Source organism: Streptomyces blattellae, assembly GCF_009709555.1.
Lineage (GTDB): Bacteria > Actinomycetota > Actinomycetes > Streptomycetales > Streptomycetaceae > Streptomyces > Streptomyces blattellae.
The window spans coordinates 202,592-223,143 of record NZ_WJBG01000127.1; the positions used below are offsets into that span (position 1 = coordinate 202,592).

Genomic DNA, 20,552 nt, shown 5'->3' on the forward strand with positions numbered 1-20,552 from the left:
GAACCCGAGTTGACCACCGCACCACTCGCCGCCGTCACCGGAGCCGAAGGATTCATCGGCTCGCACCTCACCGAGGCGCTGGTCGCCTCCGGGCACCGGGTGAGAGCCATGGCGCAGTACAACTCGTTCTCCTCCTACGGCTGGCTGGAGACCCTGGCGCCGGACGTCCTCGACCAGGTCGAGATCGTCCTCGGCGACGTACGGGACCCCGGCTCGGTCCGCGGTCTGCTCGACGGCGCCGCCTGCGCCTACCACCTGGCCGCCCTCATCGCGATCCCGTACTCCTACCAGGCGCCGCACAGCTACGTGGACACCAACGTCACCGGCACCCTCAACGTGCTGGAGGCGGTCCGCGCGCTGGGCACGCCCCGGCTGGTGCACACCTCGACCAGTGAGACGTACGGCACCGCGCGGACCGTGCCGATCACCGAGGACCACCCCATCAACACCCAGTCCCCGTACGCCGCTTCGAAGGCGGGCGGCGACCGGCTGGCCGACAGCTACCACGCGAGCTTCGACACGCCGGTGGTGACGCTGCGGCCGTTCAACACCTTCGGGCCGCGCCAGTCGATGCGGGCGGTCATCCCCACCGTCATCGGCCAGGTGGCCGCCGGGGAACGGACGATCACGCTCGGCGACCTGCGTCCCACCCGCGACTTCACCTACGTGAAGGACACCGCGCAGGCGTTCCTCACCGTCGGCACCGCGCCCGCCGGGCAGGTCGTGGGCCGCACCTTCAACGCCGGGACCGGCGGGGAGATCTCCGTCGGCGACCTCGTCGCGCTGATCGGCAAGGTGATGGACACCGGCCTCGACGTCCGCGAGGACACCGCCCGCATCCGGCCCGCGGGCTCCGAGGTGATGCGCCTGGTCTGCGACGCGAGCCGGCTGACCGCCGCCACCGGCTGGCGGCCCGCGCACTCCCTGGAGGAAGGCCTCGCGCACACCGTCGAGTTCTTCCGCGACCCGGCCAACCTGGCCCGCTACAAGACCGGCATCTACAACATCTGAGCCCGTCAGGCACATCGACAAACGCCCGAGAAGCGTTCACGAAGGAGGAGTTCCCATGCACGCAGTGATCCTGGCGGGAGGCAAGGGCGTCCGGCTGCGGCCCTACACCACCGCGCTGCCCAAGCCGCTCGTGCCCATCGGCGACCAGCACGCCATCCTGGAGATCGTGCTGCGCCAGCTCGCCACGGCGGGCTTCACCCACGTCACCTTAGCCATCGGCCACCTGGGCGAGATCATCCGCGCGTATGTGGGCGACGGCAGCCAGTGGGGGCTGACCGTCGACTACGCCACCGAGGACAGCCCCCTGGGCACCATGGGCCCGCTGCTCACCATGCGCGAGAAGCTGCCCGAGACGTTCCTGGTGATGAACGGCGACGTCCTCACCGACCTCGACTACGCGGACGTCCTGCACCGGCACAGCGCCTCGGACGCGCCGCTCACCATCGCGACGTACGCGCGCAAGGTGCACATCGACTTCGGTGTGCTGACCACCGCCGACAGCCGGATCGTCGCCTTCACCGAGAAGCCGAGCATGGACTACCGCGTCTCCATGGGCGTGTACGGGCTGTCCCGGTCCACCCTCGACGGCTACACCGCCGGGCTGCCGCTGGGCTTCGACGAGCTGGTCCTCGACCTGCTGAACACACAGAACCCGCCGCACGCCTACGAGTTCGACGGGTACTGGCTGGACATCGGCCGCCCCGACGACTACGACCGGGCCAACGCCGAGTTCACCACCCTCAAGTCGCTGCTGCTGAAGGGAGCCTGACCACCCCATGCGCATTCTCGTCCTGGGCTTCACCGGCTATCTGGGCGGCCATGTCGCCGAACACCTGCGCGCCCTGCCGGGTGTGCGAGTGCTCGGCGCCGGCCGCTCGCCCGCCGCCGAGTACGGCATGGACCTCGCGACCGCCCGCGCGGACGAACTGGCCCGGACCCTGGCCGACGCGGAGCCCGACGCCGTGATCAACTGCGTGGGCGCGACCGGAGGGGACGCCGTCACCCTCACCGAGGTCAACTCCCGTGGACCGGCGGTGCTGTGCGCGGCGCTGCGGAAGGCGGCCCCCGTGGCCCGGCTGGTCCACCTGGGCTCGGCCGCCGAGTACGGCCCCGGCGTCCGGGACACCAAGGTGACGGAGTCGGAAGCCACCCGCCCGGTCGCCGTGTACGGCGCGACCAAGCTCGCCGGTACGGTCGCCGTCACCACGTCGGGACTGGACGCGGTGGTGCTCCGGGTGGGGAACCCGGTGGGGGCCGCCGCCCCGCCGGGCGGGCTGCCCGGCCGCATCGCGGGCCTGCTGCGCGAGGCGGGTGACGACCCGGACGCGGTGATCCGGCTGGGCGATCTGTCGGCGTACCGCGACTTCGTCGACGCACGGGACGTGGCACGGGCGGCGGCGCTCGCGGTGTCGGCCCCGCGGCCCCTGCCGGGCGTGCTCAACATCAGCGGCGGACAGGCCGTTGCCGTACGGGAGTTGGTGCGGACGCTGGCGCGCATCGCCCGGTTCCGGGGGCGGATCGAGGAGAACGGCGGTGGATCCGCCCGCTCCGGGGAGGTCTCGTGGCAGTGTTCCGACGTCACGGCCGCCGAGGACGCGCTGGGCTGGCGGCCGTCGTACACCCTCGGCGACTCACTGGCCGAGCTGTGGGCGGCGACCGCACGCCCGGGTCCATGAGCCTGCTGATCCCGCTGTACGTCCATCCGGCCGAGGATCCCGGCGCCTGGCACCGCCTGATCGGGGCGGCCTCAGATACGTATGCGGTGATCCTCAACCCTGCGGGCGGCCCCGGTCCGGCCCCCGACCCCGCGTTCACCGCGGCGGCGGCAGCGCTGCGCGCGGCCGGTGCCCGCCTGCTGGGATACGTCGACACCGACTACGGCGCCCGCAGCCCGGCCGAGGTGACGGCCGACATCGTCCGGTACCGCGAGTGGTACGGGACCGACGGCTGCTTCCTCGACCAGGTGACCGCCTCGCCCGACGGACTGGCCGCCTGCAGACGCCTGGTGCGGGCGGTACGACGGCTCGGCGCGGCCCCGGTCGTCCTCAACCCCGGCGTCCACCCGGCGCCGGGGTACGCCCGCCTGGCCGACCTGGTCGTCACGTTCGAGGGCCACTGGTCGACGTACGTCTCGGCGTTCAGCAGACCGGCGTGGACCTCTCGGCACCCGGCCGAGCGGTTCTGCCATCTCGTCTACGGCGTGCCCGAGGCGCTGGTGCCGCTGGCCGTCCGTACGGCTGGGGAGCGGGGCGCGGGGGTCTCGGGGCCGGTGACGGGTGAACTTCCCAACCCCTGGGCTGAGTTGACGCCCGCGCTGGTGGAGACGGAGCGATGAGAGGTGCCGCATGTGCGTGCGGCGTGCTGGTGGCGACGAGGCTGACGGCCGGTTCGGGCACCGAGGGCGGCATCCGGACCGACGGCACGACAAGGCCCACCGCGACCGATGGCAGAGGTGGCCCGGCTGCACCGCGCCGGCCGCAAGGTGGACGCCGTGCGGCCCGGCCTGGTGGAGGGGTACGCCGACGAGACGGGATTCCCGCTGACCGCGCGCGACCGGCTGGCGTACAACCGCACGATCGCCGACATCGCACGCAGTAAGAGACCGGAGCCGGGGGTGTGGCGGCGGCCCTGCTGAGGCTGACATGGCGGACAGCTGGGTGGGGTAAAGGGCTCGTGTGGACGAACCCGACAGGAGTCCGGCAGGGCTGGAGATCAGCCGAGTGGCCGAGGTGATCACGGGACGCGCCACTGGTGTCGCGGGTCGACGGGGGTCCGGCTACCGGGTGTCGGGCTGTCACGTGGTCACCGCAGCGCATGTCGTGCAGACGCCGGCAGTCGCGTTGCGAGTCCGTTTCGAGGCGGATCGCCCCGCGGAGTGGGCAGCCGGGGCACGGGTCGTGTTCTCGTCGGCGGGGGCCGACCTGGCGCTGCTGGAACTCACAGATCTGCCTGCCGGGCTTCCGTCGGCCCTCGCGCCCCCGCGCTTCGGGGGAGTTCCGGACGCCGACGTGACGGTGCAGGTCTCCGCGGTCGGGTTCCCCCTGTTCAAGATGCGTCAGCCCGCCGTCCGTGCCGACCGTGCCGCGCCTGAGCGACCGACCCGATACCGCGATTCCTGCCACGTGGACGGCAGAGTCTCCGTTCTGTCGAACCGCCGCGAGGGGACCCTGGAAGTCGCTGTCGCGCCGCCCGCCGACGAGGTGGGCCCGGACCGTTCTCCCTGGGAGGGCATGTCCGGTGCGGCCGTCTGGTTCGGGGACGCGATCATCGGTGTGATTGCCGCGCATCATCGGGCGGACGGCCTGAACCGACTGGCTGCGGTGCGGGTGGCCCGCTGGTACGAGGTATTGGCGGAAGACGAGCTGGCGATGATGCACAGGCATGCCGGATTGCCGCCGCAACTGCCGATCGCCGGGGAGCCGTCCTTTCCTGCGGTGCCCTCCCGGCTGCTGTCTCTCCTGAATCCGGCCGAACTATGGCAGGTGACGGACGCGATGGCCGCCCTGCCTTCGCTGCGCCGGCCGGGCGGGTTGGACACGGTTCTGGAGGAGGCCGATCCGCGTCTGGCGGCGCAGCGCCCCCGGGACGGGAGTCTCCGCTTCGAGGTACACGGCCTACTGCGCACGTGCCGGAGGTACCCGGGCACCTTCAGCGCGGTGACCGACGCCTTGCGGCACTGGGAGCAGGACTCGGCGGAGGTCAGCCACCTCGAACGCATCCTGAGACGATTAGCGCTCAAATACGGATGAAGTGAAATGGTGACTGGCCGGTACGCAGGGTATCGGCAAGGCTCAACTCTGGGTCATCATGGGAAGGACCCCGCATGGAGCAACGGCCGTTGACAGGAGGGGACTTGGCAGCCGCAGAGCAGGCCAGTCCGGAGAACGGTTCTGGAATCCTGGACCTTACGGGCATATCTCTTGAGGAACTGCGCTCCATGGACGGTCCAGATCTGACCGAGTCGCTCAAGCACTTGATAAGCAACCTCGACGACCCGTACTCGGTCAGGGCCGGGGGCAGCAACCCGTCTCGAGTGGAGTGACGCAGGGGGGATCCGTGGGTGCTGATGTCGGCGCGGCCAGAAACCACCCAGCCTTCCACAGCCTTTCCGCGGAGGAAGTTCCGGCGCTTGTCCATGACGGTGACCCCGGCCGGTTCATGCTCGGGTTGCTGAAGGCCGAACGCAGCCGCCGCATGCTGCTCCTGCGTGCTTTCCTCGACCGGGTTCGCCAGGACATCCCGGCCGACGAGGCGGCGGCTGTCGCCCAGGCATGGGACCTGCTGGAGCGAGCTCAGCGGGTGACGCCCGAGTTCGTGGAAGAGATCCTGATGTCTCCGGGCACGGGCATCTGGGTGTCCTCGGCCCTGCGCCGGCTGAGGGACGGCGCCTCCGGCCGGCTTCCGCTGTGGGTGGTTACGGGGCGTCTGCCCGCGCTGGCCGTTGCGGCAGCGACCCGCGCCCGGCTTTCGTTCGCCATGGAAGTGCCGGTCCACCAGGGAACCGTTTCTCTTCCGGGTTTGGGCTGTGCGAGGTTTGAGGGCCTGGACGTAGAGCCATGGGCGACCGCACAGGCCGTCGGCCGGGAAGGCTCGCTGCGCATGACCGCAGGCGGCACAGAGGTGCTCATGGATCCCGGCCGGCGGCACGCTGCTCCTGGCTGGCTACCGGCCCGTCGGCTGACGGTCGGGCCGCCGGGGCCCGCCCTCCACCTCGTACTGGAAGAGCATGATCCTTACCGTACCTTTTCGTCGCCCCGCGGACCTCGCTTTCTGTCCCCGGCGGAGGAGCACGTCTGGCGCTCATCGCTCAGCGACGCGTGGGACATACTCATACGTGACGATCCGGTTGCGGCGTGGGAAATGCGGCACGGTCCGCTCATTTCTCTGGCACCTGCGGACGCGAGGGAGAAGTTCCGGCCATACAGCAGTTCGGCAGGCGAGGCTTTCGGCGGGATCAGCGCTTCACTACCGGACACCCCTGCCCAGCTTGCGGCCACCTTGGTGCATGAATTCCAGCATATCAAGCTGGGCGCTTTCATACATCTGGAACCGTTGTTACGCAGGGTCGAAAACGAGAATGCAGAGATCGAGTTGTTCTATGCTTCATGGCGCGATGACCCCCGTCCACTGGAAGGCATCATTCAGGGAATATATGCCTTCTTCGGTGTAACGCGTTTCTGGCGGGCGCATCGCCGAAAATCTGCCGCTTCAGAATTATTGGCCGATTTCGAATTCTCTCTTTGCCGTCAGCAAGTGTGGGAGACCCTGAAGAATGTCAGGCGGCATCCCCGGTTGACTGCCGTAGGGCGCCGTCTTCTGCACCTGGTGGGCGAGCGTTGTGAACGGTGGTTGGGTGAAGAGGTGTCCCGGACGGGGATACGCCTTGCGTACGAGGCGGCGACAGATCACCGTGCCAAATGGCGTGCCCATCATCTGCACCCCTCCCCGCAGGCTGTCGACGAGGCCGTACGCGCCTGGAAGCGCGGAGACGGACGCCCATCCGTCCTCCTGGAGGCCGCGCCGCGTTCTGCTCCGGACGCCGGGGCGGTGTGCCTCGACACCGCGGCCACTCTTGCCCGGCACACCATCGCCGATCCACGGGGGCACTGGGTCTCTCGGGCCGAGGACCAGATCGGCGGGGCGGGACGGGCAGATGTGCTCCTGGCACTCGGCGAGCGGTCAGCCGCTCGCCGAGTCCTGGTGGAGCAACTGCGTGCCGATGATCCCCCGGCGGGCTCCTGGGCCCTTTTGGGACGGGCCCTGGCTGACGATCCCGAACACGGTCGGGTTTCTCGGTTCCTGCTCGAACATCCGGAACGGGCCAGAGCTGTCCACGCGGCGTTGAGGACCGCCGGCCTGGACCAGGACGACCCCGTTCAGCTGGCAGTCTGGCTGGCCGAGGACAGATGACCCGAAGCGAAGAAGCCATCGCCGGCGGGCACGCTAGAGCGGAAGCGGGTCGATGTCGCAGTTCGCCCGGGCGCTTGCCCGGAAATCGACGGCTGCAGGGTGAGGCACAGTATTTTCTTGCCCGGTGGATGAAGTGTTCAGCACGCGCTCCAGACGTTCTCCTGTGTCCCTGCGCAACGCTGTGCCTTCGTCGTGCAGGCCGAGGGCCACAAGGTCCTGGGCAAGGTTTCCGGCGCACGCGAGGGTGGTGGGGTGGTCCGGGCCGAAGGTCTCCAGGCACCGTGTGAGGGTTTCCCGTCCCCGGTCCGCGGCCGCTCGGTGCTCATCCAGAGCAGCCAGATCACTGGCCAGATTGATGGCGGTCACCAGGGTGAAGGGGTGGAGCGGACCGATCGCGTCGACCAAGGCCTCCAGTGCTGTCTCGTCCAGCCGACGTGCCTCTTCCGGCCGTCCCAGCAGCCGCTCGGAGATGGCCAGGCCGACATCCGCCGACATGGTGTACGGATGCAGCTCGTGGAACACCGTGCGGTAGCCGGCGCAGACCTGGAGGCCGCGGGCGTGCGCACTGTTCAGGTCGCCGTTCTGGCGCAAGGCGATGGCCAGGGTCAGCGCGCTCGCCAGGGACCGCGGGTGGGTTTCGCCGTAGCGGCGGGTGAAGCCTTCCTGGGCCTCCAGAGCGAACTCCAGGGCGCGTGCGTGATCGCCTGCTTTGCGGCAGGCGATACCCAGTTCGCGTACGGTGTCGATGGTGTTGGGGTTGTCGCTGCCGAAGAGCTCGCGGGACGCGCTCAGCGCACTTTCCTGGAGTCGGCGCGCGCCGATGTAGTCCCCGATCTCTCGGACGTCGATGGCGATCGAGTTCTCCGTGATGAGGCTGCGCTGTTCGTCACGGCCGAAGACGCGCAGCTTCAGCTCCCACGTCCTGCGGTCCAGGTCGAGCGCCTCTCGGAACGCGCCGGTCAGCCGGAGACTCACCCCCAGGTTGTGGGCGATGTTCAGGGTGACGGGATCGTCCTCACGGAAGGCGCGTACCGCTCGTTCGTAGGCGACGCGGTTGAGCTCCACCGCGTCTTGGAAGCGGCCTTCGGCGCGGCGGACGCCCGCCTCGGTGTCGATGGCGTCGAGGGCGCTCTCGGCGTCGGGGTCCGCGACGCGGTCATAGACGCGCCGGACGTGCTCAACGAGGTCGGAGGCTTCCTGGTACCGGCCGACCGTCCAGTACATCCAGGTCAGCCACTGCCCCATCAACAGCGTCTGATGGTCTTCCTCACCGAACAGCTCCAGCCACGTCTTCCAGGCGGACTGCGAGAAGTCGACGGCGACCTCGTGTTCGCCCCAGTGGTACAGGTACTTCGCGACGTTGATGACGAGGTCGCGGGTCCAGGACTGACTCGACCGGAGGGCGTCCGAGGCCATCACGTGGGTGTAGAGCTCAGCGTACCGATCCCAGCTGGTCGGGTCGGTCGGTGTCCCGGGGTCGGCTGTCGCCATCAGGCTGTGGGCGCTCTCGCGCATGCTCTCTTGCTCCTGGGGGCTCATACGGTTGATCAAAACGTGCTGCACCAACCTGTGCATCTCGATGGAGTTGGTACGGTGATCAATTCGGGCTAGTGAGTAGCGATTGACCTCCCGAATCGCACGGGCCAGCTTCATCGGGTCGCTGAGCGTCGCGTTCAGCTCAGGAAAGGGGTCGTCGCGATTGTTTTCGCGGCGGGACAGGATTTTCCTGGAGATCGGGTCCGGTGCGAAGTACGAGCACAGTTGGAGTAGGCGGAGCGCGGCGGGGCTGCGCGTCTCCAAGTGGTCCAGAGAGACGTTCCAGGCAGCCGCAACGGGCAGTTGGTAGTCCGGTGGTGGGGCGGTTTCCAGCAGTTCGTTCTTCTTGCTCTCGAAGAGACGCAGGTACTCAGATGCCGGCATGCCCGTTTCGGCCCGCCAGGCAGCGGCCTGGACGAGGGCCAGCGGTAGGTCGCCCAGCGCTTCGGCCAGTGCTTCCGCTTCCTCTTCCGCAAGGATCGGTCCCGAGCCGCGCAGTAGTTCCTTACTTTCTTCTCGCGTGAAGACGTCCACCTCCAGGGAGCCGCTGACGAGCCCCCAGCGCCGGTTGCGGGAGGTGACGAGAATGGTTCCCGTACCGCCCGTCGGGAAATACGGACGTACCTGCTCAGGGCTGTCCGCGTTATCAAAAATCAGCATCCACCGGGAGTACGGCTTTCCTTCACGCAGCGCTTCTCGAACCGCGGGGCCGGCGACGTTGACTTCCGAAGAAGTGGTCAACCCCAGCCTCCTGGCGAGTTCGACCAGCGATTGGCCGATCTGACCCGGCCTTTCGGACGGAATCCACCAGATGATGTCGAATTCGGCTTGGTGTCGATATGCGTACTCAATCGCCAGCTGCGTTTTCCCGACCCCACCCATACCGTGGATCGCCTCGGGCAGCACCGTTGTCGTGCCCTCGCCAAGCCGCTCGTCCAGCAAATTGAGAAGCTCCGCCCGGCCAGTGAAATTCTGATTGCGGGGAGGCAGGCTCCAAATGCGGGGCTGTGCGGTCCTTACTCCTTCCTCCGGACGCTGAGGCGTGGTAGTCATGCGCAGTGCTCCTTCGTCTTCTACGGTGTCAGGGGATGGAGTGACGTCGGACGCAGCGGGCGGAAGATCAGTAAGGCGAACCGCATGCCGCTGATCGTGCCAGCGCAAGGCATCTCGGAGAACGGCGGCACGCCCAAGAAAGGACACGGCCACCATCGCGCTCAGTTCCACGCGATGGAAATATGCATTGCGGCTCGTGATCGCAGGAATAGTCAAGTCACACAACGACGCCGATGGAGGCGGCAGCAGAGAAGAGCTTGACGGGGAGCGGGCCAGCACCGCGCGCACTTCACGCACGGTGCGCATCGTCGCGCTGCGCCGGCCCACGGCAAGCAATTGCTCACGCGCATCCGGAAGGAAGTCGTAGACGACGGCTTCGGGCGCGTCGTCGCGCACTCCTGTGGGGCGTACCAGGCCGCCGAGGAAGAGCTCCGAGGCGTGTACTGGTCCAGCGCCGGGTGTGGAGCGGATCAGGGCGCGAATGACCGGCAGGCTGAGCGGTGCCGCGGCGAGGCGAGTCGCCAGCTGGAAGGCGGTGGGGGAAGCGGCGGCCCGGAAGTCGGAGACGCGGCTTGCGGCGGAAGGCGAACCCCGCGAGACAAGGAATTCGTCCGCCCAGGGAAAGGCCCGTGCGGAGTCGGGGCGGGCCTTCCAGCGGTGGGCGACCAGCGCGGGCAGATCCCGCCACCGGGGTTCGTCGTCGGTGAGCACTCCGGACAGCGCCTGCGCTCCGTGCTGGCTGAGAGAGAGGACAGGAACGATGCTCGGGGCGTCTGCTTCCGCCGTGCCCTCGCCCTCGCCCTCGTCTTCCGCTTCTCCCCCGATGACCGACCACAGTCCGGCCGGCGCATCCCGCCGCCGCCACTCCCACACCGCGTTGGCCGACCATGTGCTGAGCGCCTTCACCTGAACGTGGGACACGTCGAGTCCGGTGCGAAACCACAGGTGCGGTGGAAGGACGTTGATCACGGCAAGGGGCCAGGTCAGCGTCCAGTCACGGAGCAGTGGCTGCACCGTGCCGAGGTGCCAGCCGGCCGCAAGCCCATCCGTGACCACGAGGATCACCCGTCGGGTGCCTTCTTGGGTTGCGCCAAGCAGAGGTCCGGTGGCCACTCGCGAAGGCACCGTCTCGTCCGTGCCCAGCAGACGGACGACCCTGACCCGGGTGAAGTTCTCAGCCAGCGTCTCGGGCACCTTCTGGACGACCTGGTCCCACACACGCATGCTGACGTGGGTATCGACGACCAGAACCGCCTCCGTCGGCGTCGCGCCGCCGTCCGGGAGCAACGCGTGCCAGAGGGGTGCCGTGTCTGTCCCGGCTCGTAACCGACCGCGCCGGACATCGTCAGTGGACATGGTCACTCGCAGGGGATTGACGGCGGTGTCGGTGCGGTGACGGGGACGCGTCTCCGCTGACAGTCGTGACAACCACCCCGTGCACGCGGCAGCTTACCCGTGCCAGGGGCAGGTGATCGCACGCTCTGACACACGTATCCGGCATCACGGAATGCGGCCTCCAATCTCCCCCGCTCGTAGGCAACTTCAGGTCAGGGGCTGCCCTGTCCACCGGCTGGGGCAGCGGGCCCAGGCAGTCGCTCGGGGTCGTCCAGGAGCAGTGCCAGATGGCGGCCGACATGGGCGTTCCAACCCTCAGGTCCCAGGGCCAGTGCCGCATTGCGCCAGCGGCGGGTGCGTTCCAGCAGCCCGGCCAGTCCTCCCTCGCGGACGATGTCCGCGGCTGCCTCACGAAAGGGCAGGCCGGAGCCGCTCCTGTCCCACAGCAGGGCAGGGATGCCCGCGCGCAGCGCCGCCACGAATTCCTGATGGGCTGTCGCGGAGTCGGTACGCGGCGATTCGCTGAGCACCAGGCAGACGATCTGTTCGTCCTCTTTGAGCTCCCGTTCCAGGTGGAAGGGAGATCCCTCCGGCGTGCTCCAGTGCGAGCGGCTGTCGGCCGGCCTGTCCTTCAGTTGGCGCCAACGATTGTTCCAGGGGCGATGCCATGCCCCCTTGCGCAGTCGGTCGAACGAACGCAGGACCACGGTGTAGTCCATCACCAGGGGAGTCGGGATGGGCGCGTCGAGTTCCTTGTTCCACCACTCCACGGGCTCGTCGAGCAGTTCCCACGGCAGGATGTACTCGATGATCACCGGCTGGCGCAGGTCTGCCCACCGTTCCTCGGCTTGCTCGATGAGACGGTCCACTGCGGCGGGAAGCTCGGTCCGCTGGAGTTTGAGGGTCTCACCGGGCATCGGGTGCCACCCGTCCGAATCGGACTGACGCCAATGCGACAGGTAGTAGCTGTCAAGGTCGACTCCGTCCGGTTCCAGCTGGATCAGCAGGTATGCGGGATGGAGCGCTGGTTCACTGGGCGGATCGTAGGCGTCCTGCTGCCAGTTGGCCATCTCGTCGGTCAGGCCCCGCTGTTGAGCCTGTCCCCGGTTCCAACGCCGCAGTTCCTCGGCTTCCTTGGTGCGGCCGTCCTTGACCAGATACTCGGCGACAAGGGCGAGGAACGCCATGGCAGGGGGCAGTTCGTCCGCCGCCGCGTTGTCCCCGGCCAAATGCAAGAACACCTCCCAACCGGTGTCGCACCAGGTCTCCAGCTCCTGGGTACGCGAGTGGCTGGCTCGGCGGGCCAGCCGCGTCAGGAACGAGGCGGAGCGGATGCTCTGCAGGGCCGGTCGCAGGGGATGCAGTTCCGCGTCCTCGAAAAAGGCCACCGCTTCCCACTCGTCCACCAGCCGCCACAGCGCAAGGGAGCTCTCGGATCCCTGCTCGGCATAGCCAAAGCACCGAGCCAGCGTCTGCAGGCCTTCGTCAACAGCCGCACAGGACTTGACCAGTTGGCGTATCCACAACGCCGGTGGGCCGTCCTGGCGGGGGTCGATTGCCGTACGCGGCCCCAGCTCCGCAGTGAGATCCTGCATCACCATGTCCGCACCGGCCGGTCGGCGCATCGTCTCCGACGTCGTGAGTACGCGGGTGATGGCGGCCATGAGCTCGTTGCGTACGCGTATGTGTACGCGTGCACCGCTGCGCTGTCCCACCTCGTGACCTCCCCCCGGCTGTCATCGAGTTGCTTCCCGCTGGTTCGGACAGCCTACGGCTAAGCCTTCCCAGCCGTCATGGGCACGAAAGGTCGAAATCGACGAACGAGCATCGCGGGGTCCACGTGACCGGGCTCGTTCGCGCTGGGCCGTCAGTAGGATTCCGGCTCTGGGCCGGCGGCGAGGAGCAGGGTGTGATTGAACTGTCCGAAATGATCCGGGAGTTGCGGCAGGAGCTGCACGCCGCGATGGCCGAGGGTCCGGCCGGACCGGTACGGTTCGAGCTCGGTCCGGTGGAGATCGAGGCGAGCGTGGCGGTGGACCGCGAGGCCGGGGCGGGTGGGAAGGTCCGCTTCTGGGTCGTCGAAGCGAACGCTGACGGGAAATTCGCGACGTCGCGAACCCATCGGATCAGCATCACCTTGCAGCCGAGGCTGGTCGCACCGGATGGGACGCGGCGGACTGTCTGGATTGCGGGGGACGAGGCCGACGGCGAGCGCTGACAGCCGCCTTCGACGCCGGCCCTGTGCGGCAGGCGGCGGCCGGCTGGCCGGGGCCAAGAAGTCGCACCCTGGAAGCCGACCTGGTCTGCCACACCGGCGACATCGCGGACGGCACGGCCGAACACCGCCGCGCCCAGGCCGTCCCACTCGGTACCGTGCGAGCGACCAGGGTCCGTGTGTACGTCACCGGCCACCACAAGTACTGCAGCGAGGCCCAGGGCTGGGTCGACCTGACGGACGAGCTGGGCTGGGAACCGCTGCGCAACTGGACCTGTGGTGCGCACGCCGGCCTCGACCGGGGCGGCCGTCACTCGCGAGCCGCCCACAGGCCGCGTACATGGCCGAGGTGACGGGTCATGATGTCGCGTACGGCGTCCCCGTCGCGGGCCAGCAGCGCGTCGAGGAGTTCGATGTGCTCGTGTGCGGAGGCCTCCAGGCGTCCCGCCTGCACCAGGGCGGTCAGCCCGTACAGCCGTGCCCGACGGCGTAGGTCCCGTACGACCACGACGAGATGGTCGTTGCCGGCCAGGGCGAGCAGCCGCAGGTGGAAGCGCAGGTCGGCCTCGACGTAGGCGATGAGGTCACCCCTCGCGGCCGAGGTGACGATCTCCAGGGCGAGCGGGCGCAGCGCCTTCAGGTCGTCGGGATCGGCGGTGGCCGCGAGTCCGACGGTCGTCGGGATCTCGATCAGTGACCGGACGTGCGTGTACTCGTCGAGTTCCTTCTCGGAGACGACTTTGATCCGGAAGCCCTTGTTCGGGACGACATCGACCATGCCCTCCTTCACCAGCTCCAGCATCGCCTCGCGTACCGGGGTCGCCGAGACGCCCAGCCGGGGAGCGAGGCCCGGTGCCGAGTACACCTCGCCGGGGCGCAGTTCGCCGGAGATCAGCGCGGCCCGCAGCACATCCACGACCCGTTCGCGGAAGTTCGGCTTCCTGCCGCCGAGCGCGGGGATGGCGGGGGTGGTGGTGGGGGTGGTGGGGGTGGTGGGGGTGGTGGGGGTGGTGGGGGTGGTGGGGGTGGTGGGGGTGGTGGTGAGGGAGGGAAGGTTGGTGGTCCGGGCGGGCATGGGTCGTCTCCTGGGGGTGCTCAGTGCAATGTCACATGATACCGGGCCTCACAGCACGAATCCGGCCGGAAACGGGTCGGTCGGATCAAGCAGATACTGCGCGGTGCCGGTGACCCAGGCACGGCCGGTGAAGCTGGGCAGGACGGCAGGGCGGCCGGCGACCTCGGTGGCGCCGAGCAGCCGTCCGGTGAACCGGGTTCCGATGAAGGACTCGTTCAGGAACTCGGTGTTCAGGGGGAGTTCCCCGCGTGCGTGCAACTGCGCCATGCGCGCGCTGGTGCCCGTACCGCAGGGCGAACGGTCGAACCAGCCGGGGTGGATGGCCATCGCGTGCCGGGAGTGGCGGGCGGTGGAGCCGGGGGCGTACAGGTGGACGTGGTGGCAGCCGCGGATGGACGGGTCCTCGGGGTGGACGGGCTCGTCCTCGGCGTTGATCGCCTCCATCAGGGACAGGGCCGCTGTGAGGATGTCGTCCTTGCGGGAGCGGTCGAAGGGCAGGCCGAACGCGTCCAGCGGCAGGATGGCGTAGAAGTTGCCGCCGTATGCCATGTCATATGTCACCGTCCGCCCGTCGGCGAGCGCGATCTTGCGGTCGAGGCCGACGGAGAAGGACGGCACGTTCTTGAGGGTGACCGCCTTCGCGGCGCCGTCCTCCACCGCCACCTCCGCGACGACCGGCCCCGCCGGGGTGTCGAGCCGGATCGTGGTGACCGGCTCGACGACCTCGACCATGCCGGTCTCGACGAGCACGGTCGCCACGCCGATCGTGCCGTGTCCGCACATCGGGAGGTAGCCGGAGACCTCGATGTAGACGACGCCCCAGTCGCAGTCGGGACGGGTGGGCGGCTGGAGGATCGCGCCGCTCATCGCGGAGTGGCCGCGCGGCTCGTTCATCAGCAACTGCTTGATGTCGTCCCGGTGTTCACGGAAGTACAGCCGCCGCTCGTTCATCGTGTCGCCGGGGATCGTGCCGATCCCGCCGGTGATCACGCGGGTGGGCATGCCCTCGGTGTGCGAGTCGACGGCGTGCAGGACGAGTCTGCTGCGCATGAGCGGCCTCCCTCTCGATTGCCTACGCCAGTCCTGCCGCGACCGCCCGCTCGGTGGCGGCGCGTACGGCGGCCTCCTGCTCGGGCAGCAGCGGGACGCGCGGCGGGCGAACCGGGCCGCCGTGACGGCCGACGATGTCCATGGACAACTTGATCGCCTGCACGAACTCGACTTTGGAGTCCCAGCGCAGCAACGGGTGCAGCTGCTCGTACAGCTTCTTGGCGGTGGCGAGGTCGCCGCCGACGGCCGCCCGGTACAACTCGACGGTCGCGGCGGGCAGCGCGTTGGGGTAACCGGCCACCCAGCCCTTGGCGCCCGCGATCGCCAGCTCCAGCAGGACGTCGTCGGCGCCGATCAACAGGTCCAGTTCCGGGGCGAGTTCGGCGAGCCGGTAGGCGCGGCGGACGTCGCCGGAGAACTCCTTGACGGCGTGGATGTGTCCCTCGGCATGCAGCTTGGCGAGGAGTTCCGGCACGAGGTCGACCTTGGTGTCGATGGGGTTGTTGTACGCCACGATCGGTACGCCCGCCTTGGCGACCTCCGCGTAGTGGGCCAGCACCGACCGCTCGTCGGCGCGGTAGGCGTTGGGCGGCAGCAGCATCACGGACGCGCACCCGGCGTCACGTGCTTGCTCGGCCCAGCGGCGGGCCTCCGCCGAGCCGTAGGCGGCGACGCCGGGCATGACGCGCTCGCCTCCGACGGCGGCGACGGCGGTCTCGACGACCTTGGCCCGCTCCTCGGGGGTGAGGACCTGGTACTCGCCGAGCGAGCCGTTCGGTACGACGCCGTCGCAGCCGTTCTCGACCAGCCAGGCGCAGTGTTCGGCGTACCTTGCGTGGTTCACGGAGAGGTCGTCGTCGAGCGGGAGGGCGGTGGCGACGAGGATGCCTTGCCAGGGGTGGTTGGCGGTGGCTGTCATGTGAGGTTCCCTCTCAATGGAATGTGACATATTACTGGTTGGATCGCGCAGCTGGCCATGAGGGGGCCAACGGCCTCCTACTCAGATGGCGCAAGCCAGCGATCGTGTGCGTCCGTGTGCCGTCGTTGCCGTCAGCGCTGCCGTCGACTCCGACCGGTCGCGCTGTCACCATGACGGTCTGCCAGCCGACCCACCACGGATCCAGCAAGACCAACGGTGGCAACCACCACTCCAACAGTCGGCCCCCGCCGATCGTGTCGGGTCCCAGGTGATGCCTGACGTTCTGGTCTCAGCTGATGCTTGACGGTGGGCCTGGACAACACCGGAAACCTTACGGGCTTTGTTCGCCTTCACGCGCCGGACGGGAGTGTCGATGGTGCGCCGGATGATGCGGATCTGGCCGTCCAGCTCGACCGATCCACCAACCCCGCCAGACCCGAAGCCTCATACCGGGACCTCCAGATCACGGAGAGGGTGACAGCGGGGAGTCACAATGCAAGCGGCCGATCCTGGCGGACATCTCGTCAAGGTTCAGTCACCCCTTGGGGCCGCTGACCGGCGCCGGGGCAGTGTGGTGCCAGCATTGCGACTGCTCCATCACTGCTCAGTCACGGAGCTGTGGCGCGGACGAGGAGAGTCCCAATGTGCCCTGGATGCGGCGCGTCCAGCACCTGAGCCTCTGCCGTGGCGAACCCGGCCCGTGTCAGCATGCGCTCCCACACCGCCGGACGGTAGCTGTAGCGGTAGGTGAACATCGCCTTGCCGGCGAAGCCTCCCTTGTACATGCCCTGCGGCCCGTAAGCGCCGGGGATGGCTGGAGGCTGCGAGAAGACGAAGACGCCGCCGGGGTTGAGCCGCTGACGGACAAGGGAGAAGAGGCGGCTCGGGTCGGTGAACCAGGCGGCTCCGAAGATCGAGTAGACGGCGTCGTAGGCGTCCTCGTGTTCGCCCAGGTACTCCAGGACCTCGGAGCACACGAACTCCGCGCCAGTGCTGGCCCACTTCGTGGTGATCTTCTTGACCATGACGGGAGACAGGTCCACGCCCCGGGCCGTGATGCCGTGCTGAGCCAGGTGGGCGAGGGCGCGGCCGGTGCCGCAACCGATCTCCAGGACTGAGCGAGGGGCGCCGAGTAGTTCCGGACCGGGTCCGTGACCGGCGTACTGGGTCCAGCAGAAGCTCGGTTCCGCGTCGTCCTTGAAGGCGGACTCGGCGAAGGTGTCCCACAGCTGCGTCTCGGCGGCGATGTCGTGTTGTGCGGGCAAGGCAATTCCTCTTCACCAGGTCTGGCCCCTGTCCTCCGGGGGGCGGAGGACAGGGGCCAGCGTAGGACCGTCAGTGGCTGTCGGGGACCTTGTTGTCGCACGGCGAGCAGTCCGTGCCGTCGATCGCCCACAGCTCCTCGTCGACGTCGAACCCGATGGACTTCAGGAAGTCCGCCGTGCGCAGGCACAGACCGTCGCGGCGGCGCTCGATGAAGGGGGCGTGGTGCTTGTAGCGGCCCTCGTTGTATACGTCGCAGAGAGCCCACCACACCGGTGTGTCGAGGATGAGCTGGTGAACGCCGATGTCGACGAGCTTGCCGACGCCCAGGTGGACCTCCGGGTGCTCCATGCAGCCGATGGTGTACATGACGGCGTTGCCGAGGATGCGTTCGGCCATGTCGCGCACCATCGTGTGGTCACGCAGCAGCAGGGCGACCTCGCGGTCCCACAGGCTCATACCGCCGTCCAGGATGTTGACGGTCAGGTGCCTGATGTGCGGCTCAACGCCGTTGAGCAGTTCCTTCGGATCCCTGGTGCGGGTGCTGGAAGGGCTGTGGAGCATGACGGTCATGGACGTTCCCCTTCTGGGAGGTGTCGTGCCGTGCTGGCAACCCGCCCCAGGCTCAACCTGTGCAGGGTGGGGTAGCTGAGGCGGGGACTGGAGACCACCCCGCCGGAGGTCTGTGGTCCTTCGACGAGACGGGTATCGGGGGTGGGCTGATGTCGAGGCGCCGTGTCAGCGAGAACCTGGAGGAGCTGCCCCGGTCGTACCGGCGGGCGCGGGCAGCCGCTTGCGGTTATAGGAGTGGTGGGGACAGCCGCAGCCAGATCGGGGTTCGCGAAGTCGACGCCGAGGGAGGGGAAGACGATCCCGACCTCAGTGAGCGCCGCCCTCAGAGACTCCGCCGCCGCGTGCGGGTCGACGTCCCGCAGTTCCGTCGTAGGCATGAACAGGACGCTACGGACATGGAGTTGATGGCCGCCATGGAAGTTGCGTGAAGTTGCTTGACTGCCTGGCGAGGTTGCGCGAGGTTGCCGATATGGGGCGATGGGACCCCCACCAGAAGACGCCGACCTCCGGGAAGCTTGGGAGATCAGTCCCCCAGCGGAAGGACGTGATCATGGCCCGACGACTGCGTTTCAACGGCACGGGCAGCGGCGTCAACGGGTGCCCGTCCATTCATGAAGACCTCGACACGGGCGAGGTCATCGTGCACGGCCCGGCCCTCACCGACCCTGACGACGTCACCCAGCTCCGGCACCTGAACGAGGGGGAGGTGCCGATCGTGGTGCCACGGGAACTGCTCGTCGACTTCGCCCCTGAGGAGGTCACTCGCGTGCCGAACATCATCGGGCTGGATGAGTTCGACCGGCTCTTCACGCAGTTCGAGCACACGGCGTGGCGCCTGGAAACCCGCCGCCGGTACGCGTCCGACGAGCTCACGGATACGTACGCGCAGTTCACCCGCGGCGAGCCCGTCAACTGGGAAGGCGTCGACGTCGAGTGGTGTGCCGAGCGCGGCGAGCAGACCGGGCTCGGCAAACGGTTCGAGCGTGTCCGCATCGTCGACGATCCGCCGACGGCTGGCCAGCTCTATCTGCTCGACAACGCACGCCGCAACAGCGCCGTCGGCGAGGAGATCCACAACCTGTGGCGAGAGAATGTCGACCGGCTCAGCCTGCCCGACGAAGACTTCTGGATCTTCGACTCCCGGCTGGTCGCCCTCCTCAACTTCGATGACGGCGACAACCTGGTCAACGTCGAACTGATCACGGAGCCTGCGGCAGTCCTGCGATATGCCATGGCACGTGACACGGCGATGCACCACGCCGTCCCGTACGAGCAGTTCGCGGCGCAGCTGACCGCGAAGGAGGACTGAGAGCAGGTGAGCACCGGTGAGCACGGACTATCAGCAGGCACGAGAAGCTCTCGGGGTACGGCTACGCGAACTCCGGCTCTCCGCCCCTGGACGCCGGCTCACCGGTACGGACCTCGCCGAGCAGTACGGGTGGAACAAGTCCAAGGTCAGCAGGCTGGAGAACGGCAGACAGACTCCAACACCCGATGACCTGCGCAAGTGGGCGGAGGCAACCGGCCAGGCCGAGGCGTACGACGAGCTGCTGGCCCGCCTCCGTGGCTTCGAGTCCCACATCCGGTCATGGCGGCGACAGCTGGCCGCCGGGCACAAGCCAGTCCAGGACACCCACCTGAGCGCTCACGCCGACGCCTCCGTCTTCCGTGGCTGGGAGTCCTCCATGATCTTCGGGATTCTCCAGACTCCGGACTACGCCCGGTCGATCTTCACGAGGTACGCGGAGCTGCAGCGATCGCCACGCGACACCGAGGAAGCAGTCCGGTCCCGCATGAAACGGCAAGAGGCGCTGTACGACTCCTCGAAGCGTTTCCACCTCATCCTGTGGGAGGCCGCCCTTCACGCCCTGATCTGTCCGCCCTCGGTGCTCGCGGCCCAGCTCGACCGACTCGCAGGAGCCGTCGGCCTGGACACGGTAGAGCTGGGGATCATCCCACTGCATGCCTCGCTCAAGATCCCCCCAGCCACCGCCTTCTGGATCTACGACGACCATCAGGTGATCGTCGAGAACTGGCACGCGGAGTTGTGGATCGACGACGAAACCAGTGTGGGCACCTATCTCCGGACCTGGAAGACGCTCCGGGAGTCCGCCGTGTACGGCGTCGATGCGCAGAATCTCATCAGCGCAGCACGATGGACGTTGCGCTCGCGCTGAGCCCGATTTTCGAGAGACTCGTTCTCAACGACGTCAGCGCTCCCGGGTACGGGAGGGGCTGGCTGGTTCCATACGTTGAGGCCATGGCGTGGACGGTCCTCGGCCACTCACTCAGCTGGGACGGCTGACTGAACGTCGGGCATCAGAAACAGAAACAAACCTGCCGGATCAAGCGACTTTCCTCGGCCCGGCAAGTCGTCGTTTCCGGCGAGTTCTACAGCGGAGGCGACTGGCACAGGAAGTAGCAACGAAACCAGTCGTCGTGCTGGCGCTCGTGCTCGGCCATGGACGGCAGAAGACGGAATCGGACGTCGACGGTTCACTCGTGTCAAATCTGTAGACGCCGACGGGGACGATCGCCCCGGCCTCAGGCGAACGGGCACAAGTCGGGCGGCGGCAAGGCCATCCGCGACTTCCCCTGCACGGCACGCTTCT

17 protein-coding genes and 1 pseudogene are annotated in these 20,552 nt (G+C 68.1%); 11 read left to right on the forward strand and 7 right to left on the reverse strand.

What is annotated here, in order from left to right; genetic code table 11:
• The first annotated feature begins 9 nt into the window (after positions 1 to 9).
• From GFH49_RS12355 to GFH49_RS12385, 7 genes are all read left to right on the forward strand, one after another.
• Complete coding sequence (locus tag GFH49_RS12355; protein WP_155055888.1) at positions 10 to 1,011, forward strand: GDP-mannose 4,6-dehydratase; 1,002 nt, start codon at positions 10 to 12, stop codon at positions 1,009 to 1,011.
• A 55-nt stretch (positions 1,012 to 1,066) separates the two neighbouring features.
• Entirely contained in the window at positions 1,067 to 1,780 is a 714-nt protein-coding gene (locus GFH49_RS12360; protein ID WP_155055889.1) for a nucleotidyltransferase family protein, read from the forward strand.
• Positions 1,781 to 1,787: 7 nt separating this feature from the next.
• The gene (locus tag GFH49_RS12365; protein ID WP_155055890.1) at positions 1,788 to 2,687 is read left to right on the forward strand and encodes an NAD-dependent epimerase/dehydratase family protein; all 900 of its coding nucleotides are present in this window, start codon (positions 1,788 to 1,790) and stop codon (positions 2,685 to 2,687) included.
• A complete protein-coding gene (locus GFH49_RS12370; protein WP_155055891.1) occupies positions 2,684 to 3,346 on the forward strand; it encodes a spherulation-specific family 4 protein in 663 nt (220 codons plus the stop codon). The genes GFH49_RS12365 and GFH49_RS12370 overlap by 4 nt, the downstream gene beginning before the upstream one ends.
• Positions 3,347 to 3,454: 108 nt before the next feature.
• Positions 3,455 to 3,646, forward strand: a complete 192-nt coding sequence (locus tag GFH49_RS41455; protein ID WP_408055901.1) for an endo alpha-1,4 polygalactosaminidase — start codon at positions 3,455 to 3,457, stop codon at positions 3,644 to 3,646.
• A gap of 94 nt (positions 3,647 to 3,740) precedes the next feature.
• Positions 3,741 to 4,760, forward strand: coding sequence for an effector-associated domain 2-containing protein (locus GFH49_RS12380; RefSeq protein WP_268867492.1), 1,020 nt, complete (start codon positions 3,741 to 3,743; stop codon positions 4,758 to 4,760).
• A 307-nt stretch (positions 4,761 to 5,067) separates the two neighbouring features.
• Positions 5,068 to 6,921, forward strand: a complete 1,854-nt coding sequence (locus GFH49_RS12385) for an HEXXH motif domain-containing protein (protein ID WP_155055893.1) — start codon at positions 5,068 to 5,070, stop codon at positions 6,919 to 6,921.
• A 33-nt stretch (positions 6,922 to 6,954) separates the two neighbouring features.
• Here GFH49_RS12385 and fxsT read toward each other — a convergent pair whose 3' ends face one another.
• On the reverse strand, positions 6,955 to 10,866 hold the full coding sequence (fxsT, locus tag GFH49_RS12390; RefSeq protein ID WP_155055894.1) for an FxSxx-COOH system tetratricopeptide repeat protein: 3,912 nt from the start codon (positions 10,864 to 10,866) through the stop codon (positions 6,955 to 6,957).
• 191 nt (positions 10,867 to 11,057) lie between these two features.
• Positions 11,058 to 12,509 (reverse strand): VMAP-C domain-containing protein, encoded by a 1,452-nt coding sequence (locus tag GFH49_RS12395; protein WP_155055895.1) that lies wholly within the window; start codon positions 12,507 to 12,509, stop codon positions 11,058 to 11,060.
• A gap of 176 nt (positions 12,510 to 12,685) precedes the next feature.
• Here GFH49_RS12395 and GFH49_RS12400 point away from each other — a divergent pair, with 176 nt between their 5' ends.
• A complete protein-coding gene (locus GFH49_RS12400; RefSeq protein ID WP_328288274.1) occupies positions 12,686 to 13,063 on the forward strand; it encodes a trypco2 family protein in 378 nt (125 codons plus the stop codon).
• Positions 13,027 to 13,368 (forward strand): annotated as a pseudogene (locus GFH49_RS41460) (metallophosphoesterase); the annotation flags it as partial. The gene GFH49_RS12400 and the pseudogene GFH49_RS41460, both read left to right, overlap by 37 nt.
• Before the next feature lie 2 nt (positions 13,369 to 13,370).
• Here the strand turns inward: GFH49_RS41460 and GFH49_RS12410 are convergent.
• From GFH49_RS12410 to GFH49_RS12430, 5 genes are all read right to left on the reverse strand, one after another.
• The gene (locus GFH49_RS12410; protein ID WP_155055896.1) at positions 13,371 to 14,135 is read right to left on the reverse strand and encodes a GntR family transcriptional regulator; all 765 of its coding nucleotides are present in this window, start codon (positions 14,133 to 14,135) and stop codon (positions 13,371 to 13,373) included.
• A 48-nt stretch (positions 14,136 to 14,183) separates the two neighbouring features.
• A complete protein-coding gene (locus GFH49_RS12415; protein WP_155055897.1) occupies positions 14,184 to 15,185 on the reverse strand; it encodes a proline racemase family protein in 1,002 nt (333 codons plus the stop codon).
• A 22-nt stretch (positions 15,186 to 15,207) separates the two neighbouring features.
• On the reverse strand, positions 15,208 to 16,104 hold the full coding sequence (locus GFH49_RS12420; protein WP_155055898.1) for a dihydrodipicolinate synthase family protein: 897 nt from the start codon (positions 16,102 to 16,104) through the stop codon (positions 15,208 to 15,210).
• Positions 16,105 to 16,712: 608 nt separating this feature from the next.
• Positions 16,713 to 17,369 carry a class I SAM-dependent methyltransferase gene (locus GFH49_RS12425; RefSeq protein ID WP_155055899.1) on the reverse strand — a complete coding sequence of 219 codons (657 nt, stop codon included), beginning with the start codon at positions 17,367 to 17,369 and terminating at the stop codon, positions 16,713 to 16,715.
• A gap of 70 nt (positions 17,370 to 17,439) precedes the next feature.
• The gene (locus GFH49_RS12430; protein ID WP_155055900.1) at positions 17,440 to 17,940 is read right to left on the reverse strand and encodes a hypothetical protein; all 501 of its coding nucleotides are present in this window, start codon (positions 17,938 to 17,940) and stop codon (positions 17,440 to 17,442) included.
• A 550-nt stretch (positions 17,941 to 18,490) separates the two neighbouring features.
• Here GFH49_RS12430 and GFH49_RS12435 point away from each other — a divergent pair.
• Together GFH49_RS12435 and GFH49_RS12440 are read left to right on the forward strand one after the other, a co-directional pair.
• A complete protein-coding gene (locus GFH49_RS12435) occupies positions 18,491 to 19,249 on the forward strand; it encodes a DUF6879 family protein (RefSeq protein WP_155055901.1) in 759 nt (252 codons plus the stop codon).
• Positions 19,250 to 19,265: 16 nt separating this feature from the next.
• On the forward strand, positions 19,266 to 20,117 hold the full coding sequence (locus GFH49_RS12440; protein ID WP_155055902.1) for a helix-turn-helix domain-containing protein: 852 nt from the start codon (positions 19,266 to 19,268) through the stop codon (positions 20,115 to 20,117).
• The last annotated feature ends 435 nt before the right edge of the window (positions 20,118 to 20,552 follow it).

Excerpts from the sequence above, each read along its gene's own strand:
- GFH49_RS12360 (WP_155055889.1), top strand. The coding sequence starts at position 1,067 with ATGCACGCAGTGATCCTGGCGGGAGGCAAGGGCGTCCGGCTGCGGCCC.
- GFH49_RS12365 (WP_155055890.1), top strand. The coding sequence starts at position 1,788 with ATGCGCATTCTCGTCCTGGGCTTCACCGGCTATCTGGGCGGCCATGTC.
- GFH49_RS12370 (WP_155055891.1), top strand. The coding sequence starts at position 2,684 with ATGAGCCTGCTGATCCCGCTGTACGTCCATCCGGCCGAGGATCCCGGC.
- GFH49_RS41455 (WP_408055901.1), top strand. The coding sequence starts at position 3,455 with ATGGCAGAGGTGGCCCGGCTGCACCGCGCCGGCCGCAAGGTGGACGCC.
- fxsT (WP_155055894.1), bottom strand. The coding sequence starts at position 10,866 with ATGTCCACTGACGATGTCCGGCGCGGTCGGTTACGAGCCGGGACAGAC.
- GFH49_RS12395 (WP_155055895.1), bottom strand. The coding sequence starts at position 12,509 with ATGGCCGCCATCACCCGCGTACTCACGACGTCGGAGACGATGCGCCGA.
- GFH49_RS12410 (WP_155055896.1), bottom strand. The coding sequence starts at position 14,135 with ATGCCCGCCCGGACCACCAACCTTCCCTCCCTCACCACCACCCCCACC.
- GFH49_RS12415 (WP_155055897.1), bottom strand. The coding sequence starts at position 15,185 with ATGCGCAGCAGACTCGTCCTGCACGCCGTCGACTCGCACACCGAGGGC.
- GFH49_RS12420 (WP_155055898.1), bottom strand. The coding sequence starts at position 16,104 with ATGACAGCCACCGCCAACCACCCCTGGCAAGGCATCCTCGTCGCCACC.
- GFH49_RS12430 (WP_155055900.1), bottom strand. The coding sequence starts at position 17,940 with ATGACCGTCATGCTCCACAGCCCTTCCAGCACCCGCACCAGGGATCCG.
- GFH49_RS12435 (WP_155055901.1), top strand. The coding sequence starts at position 18,491 with ATGGCCCGACGACTGCGTTTCAACGGCACGGGCAGCGGCGTCAACGGG.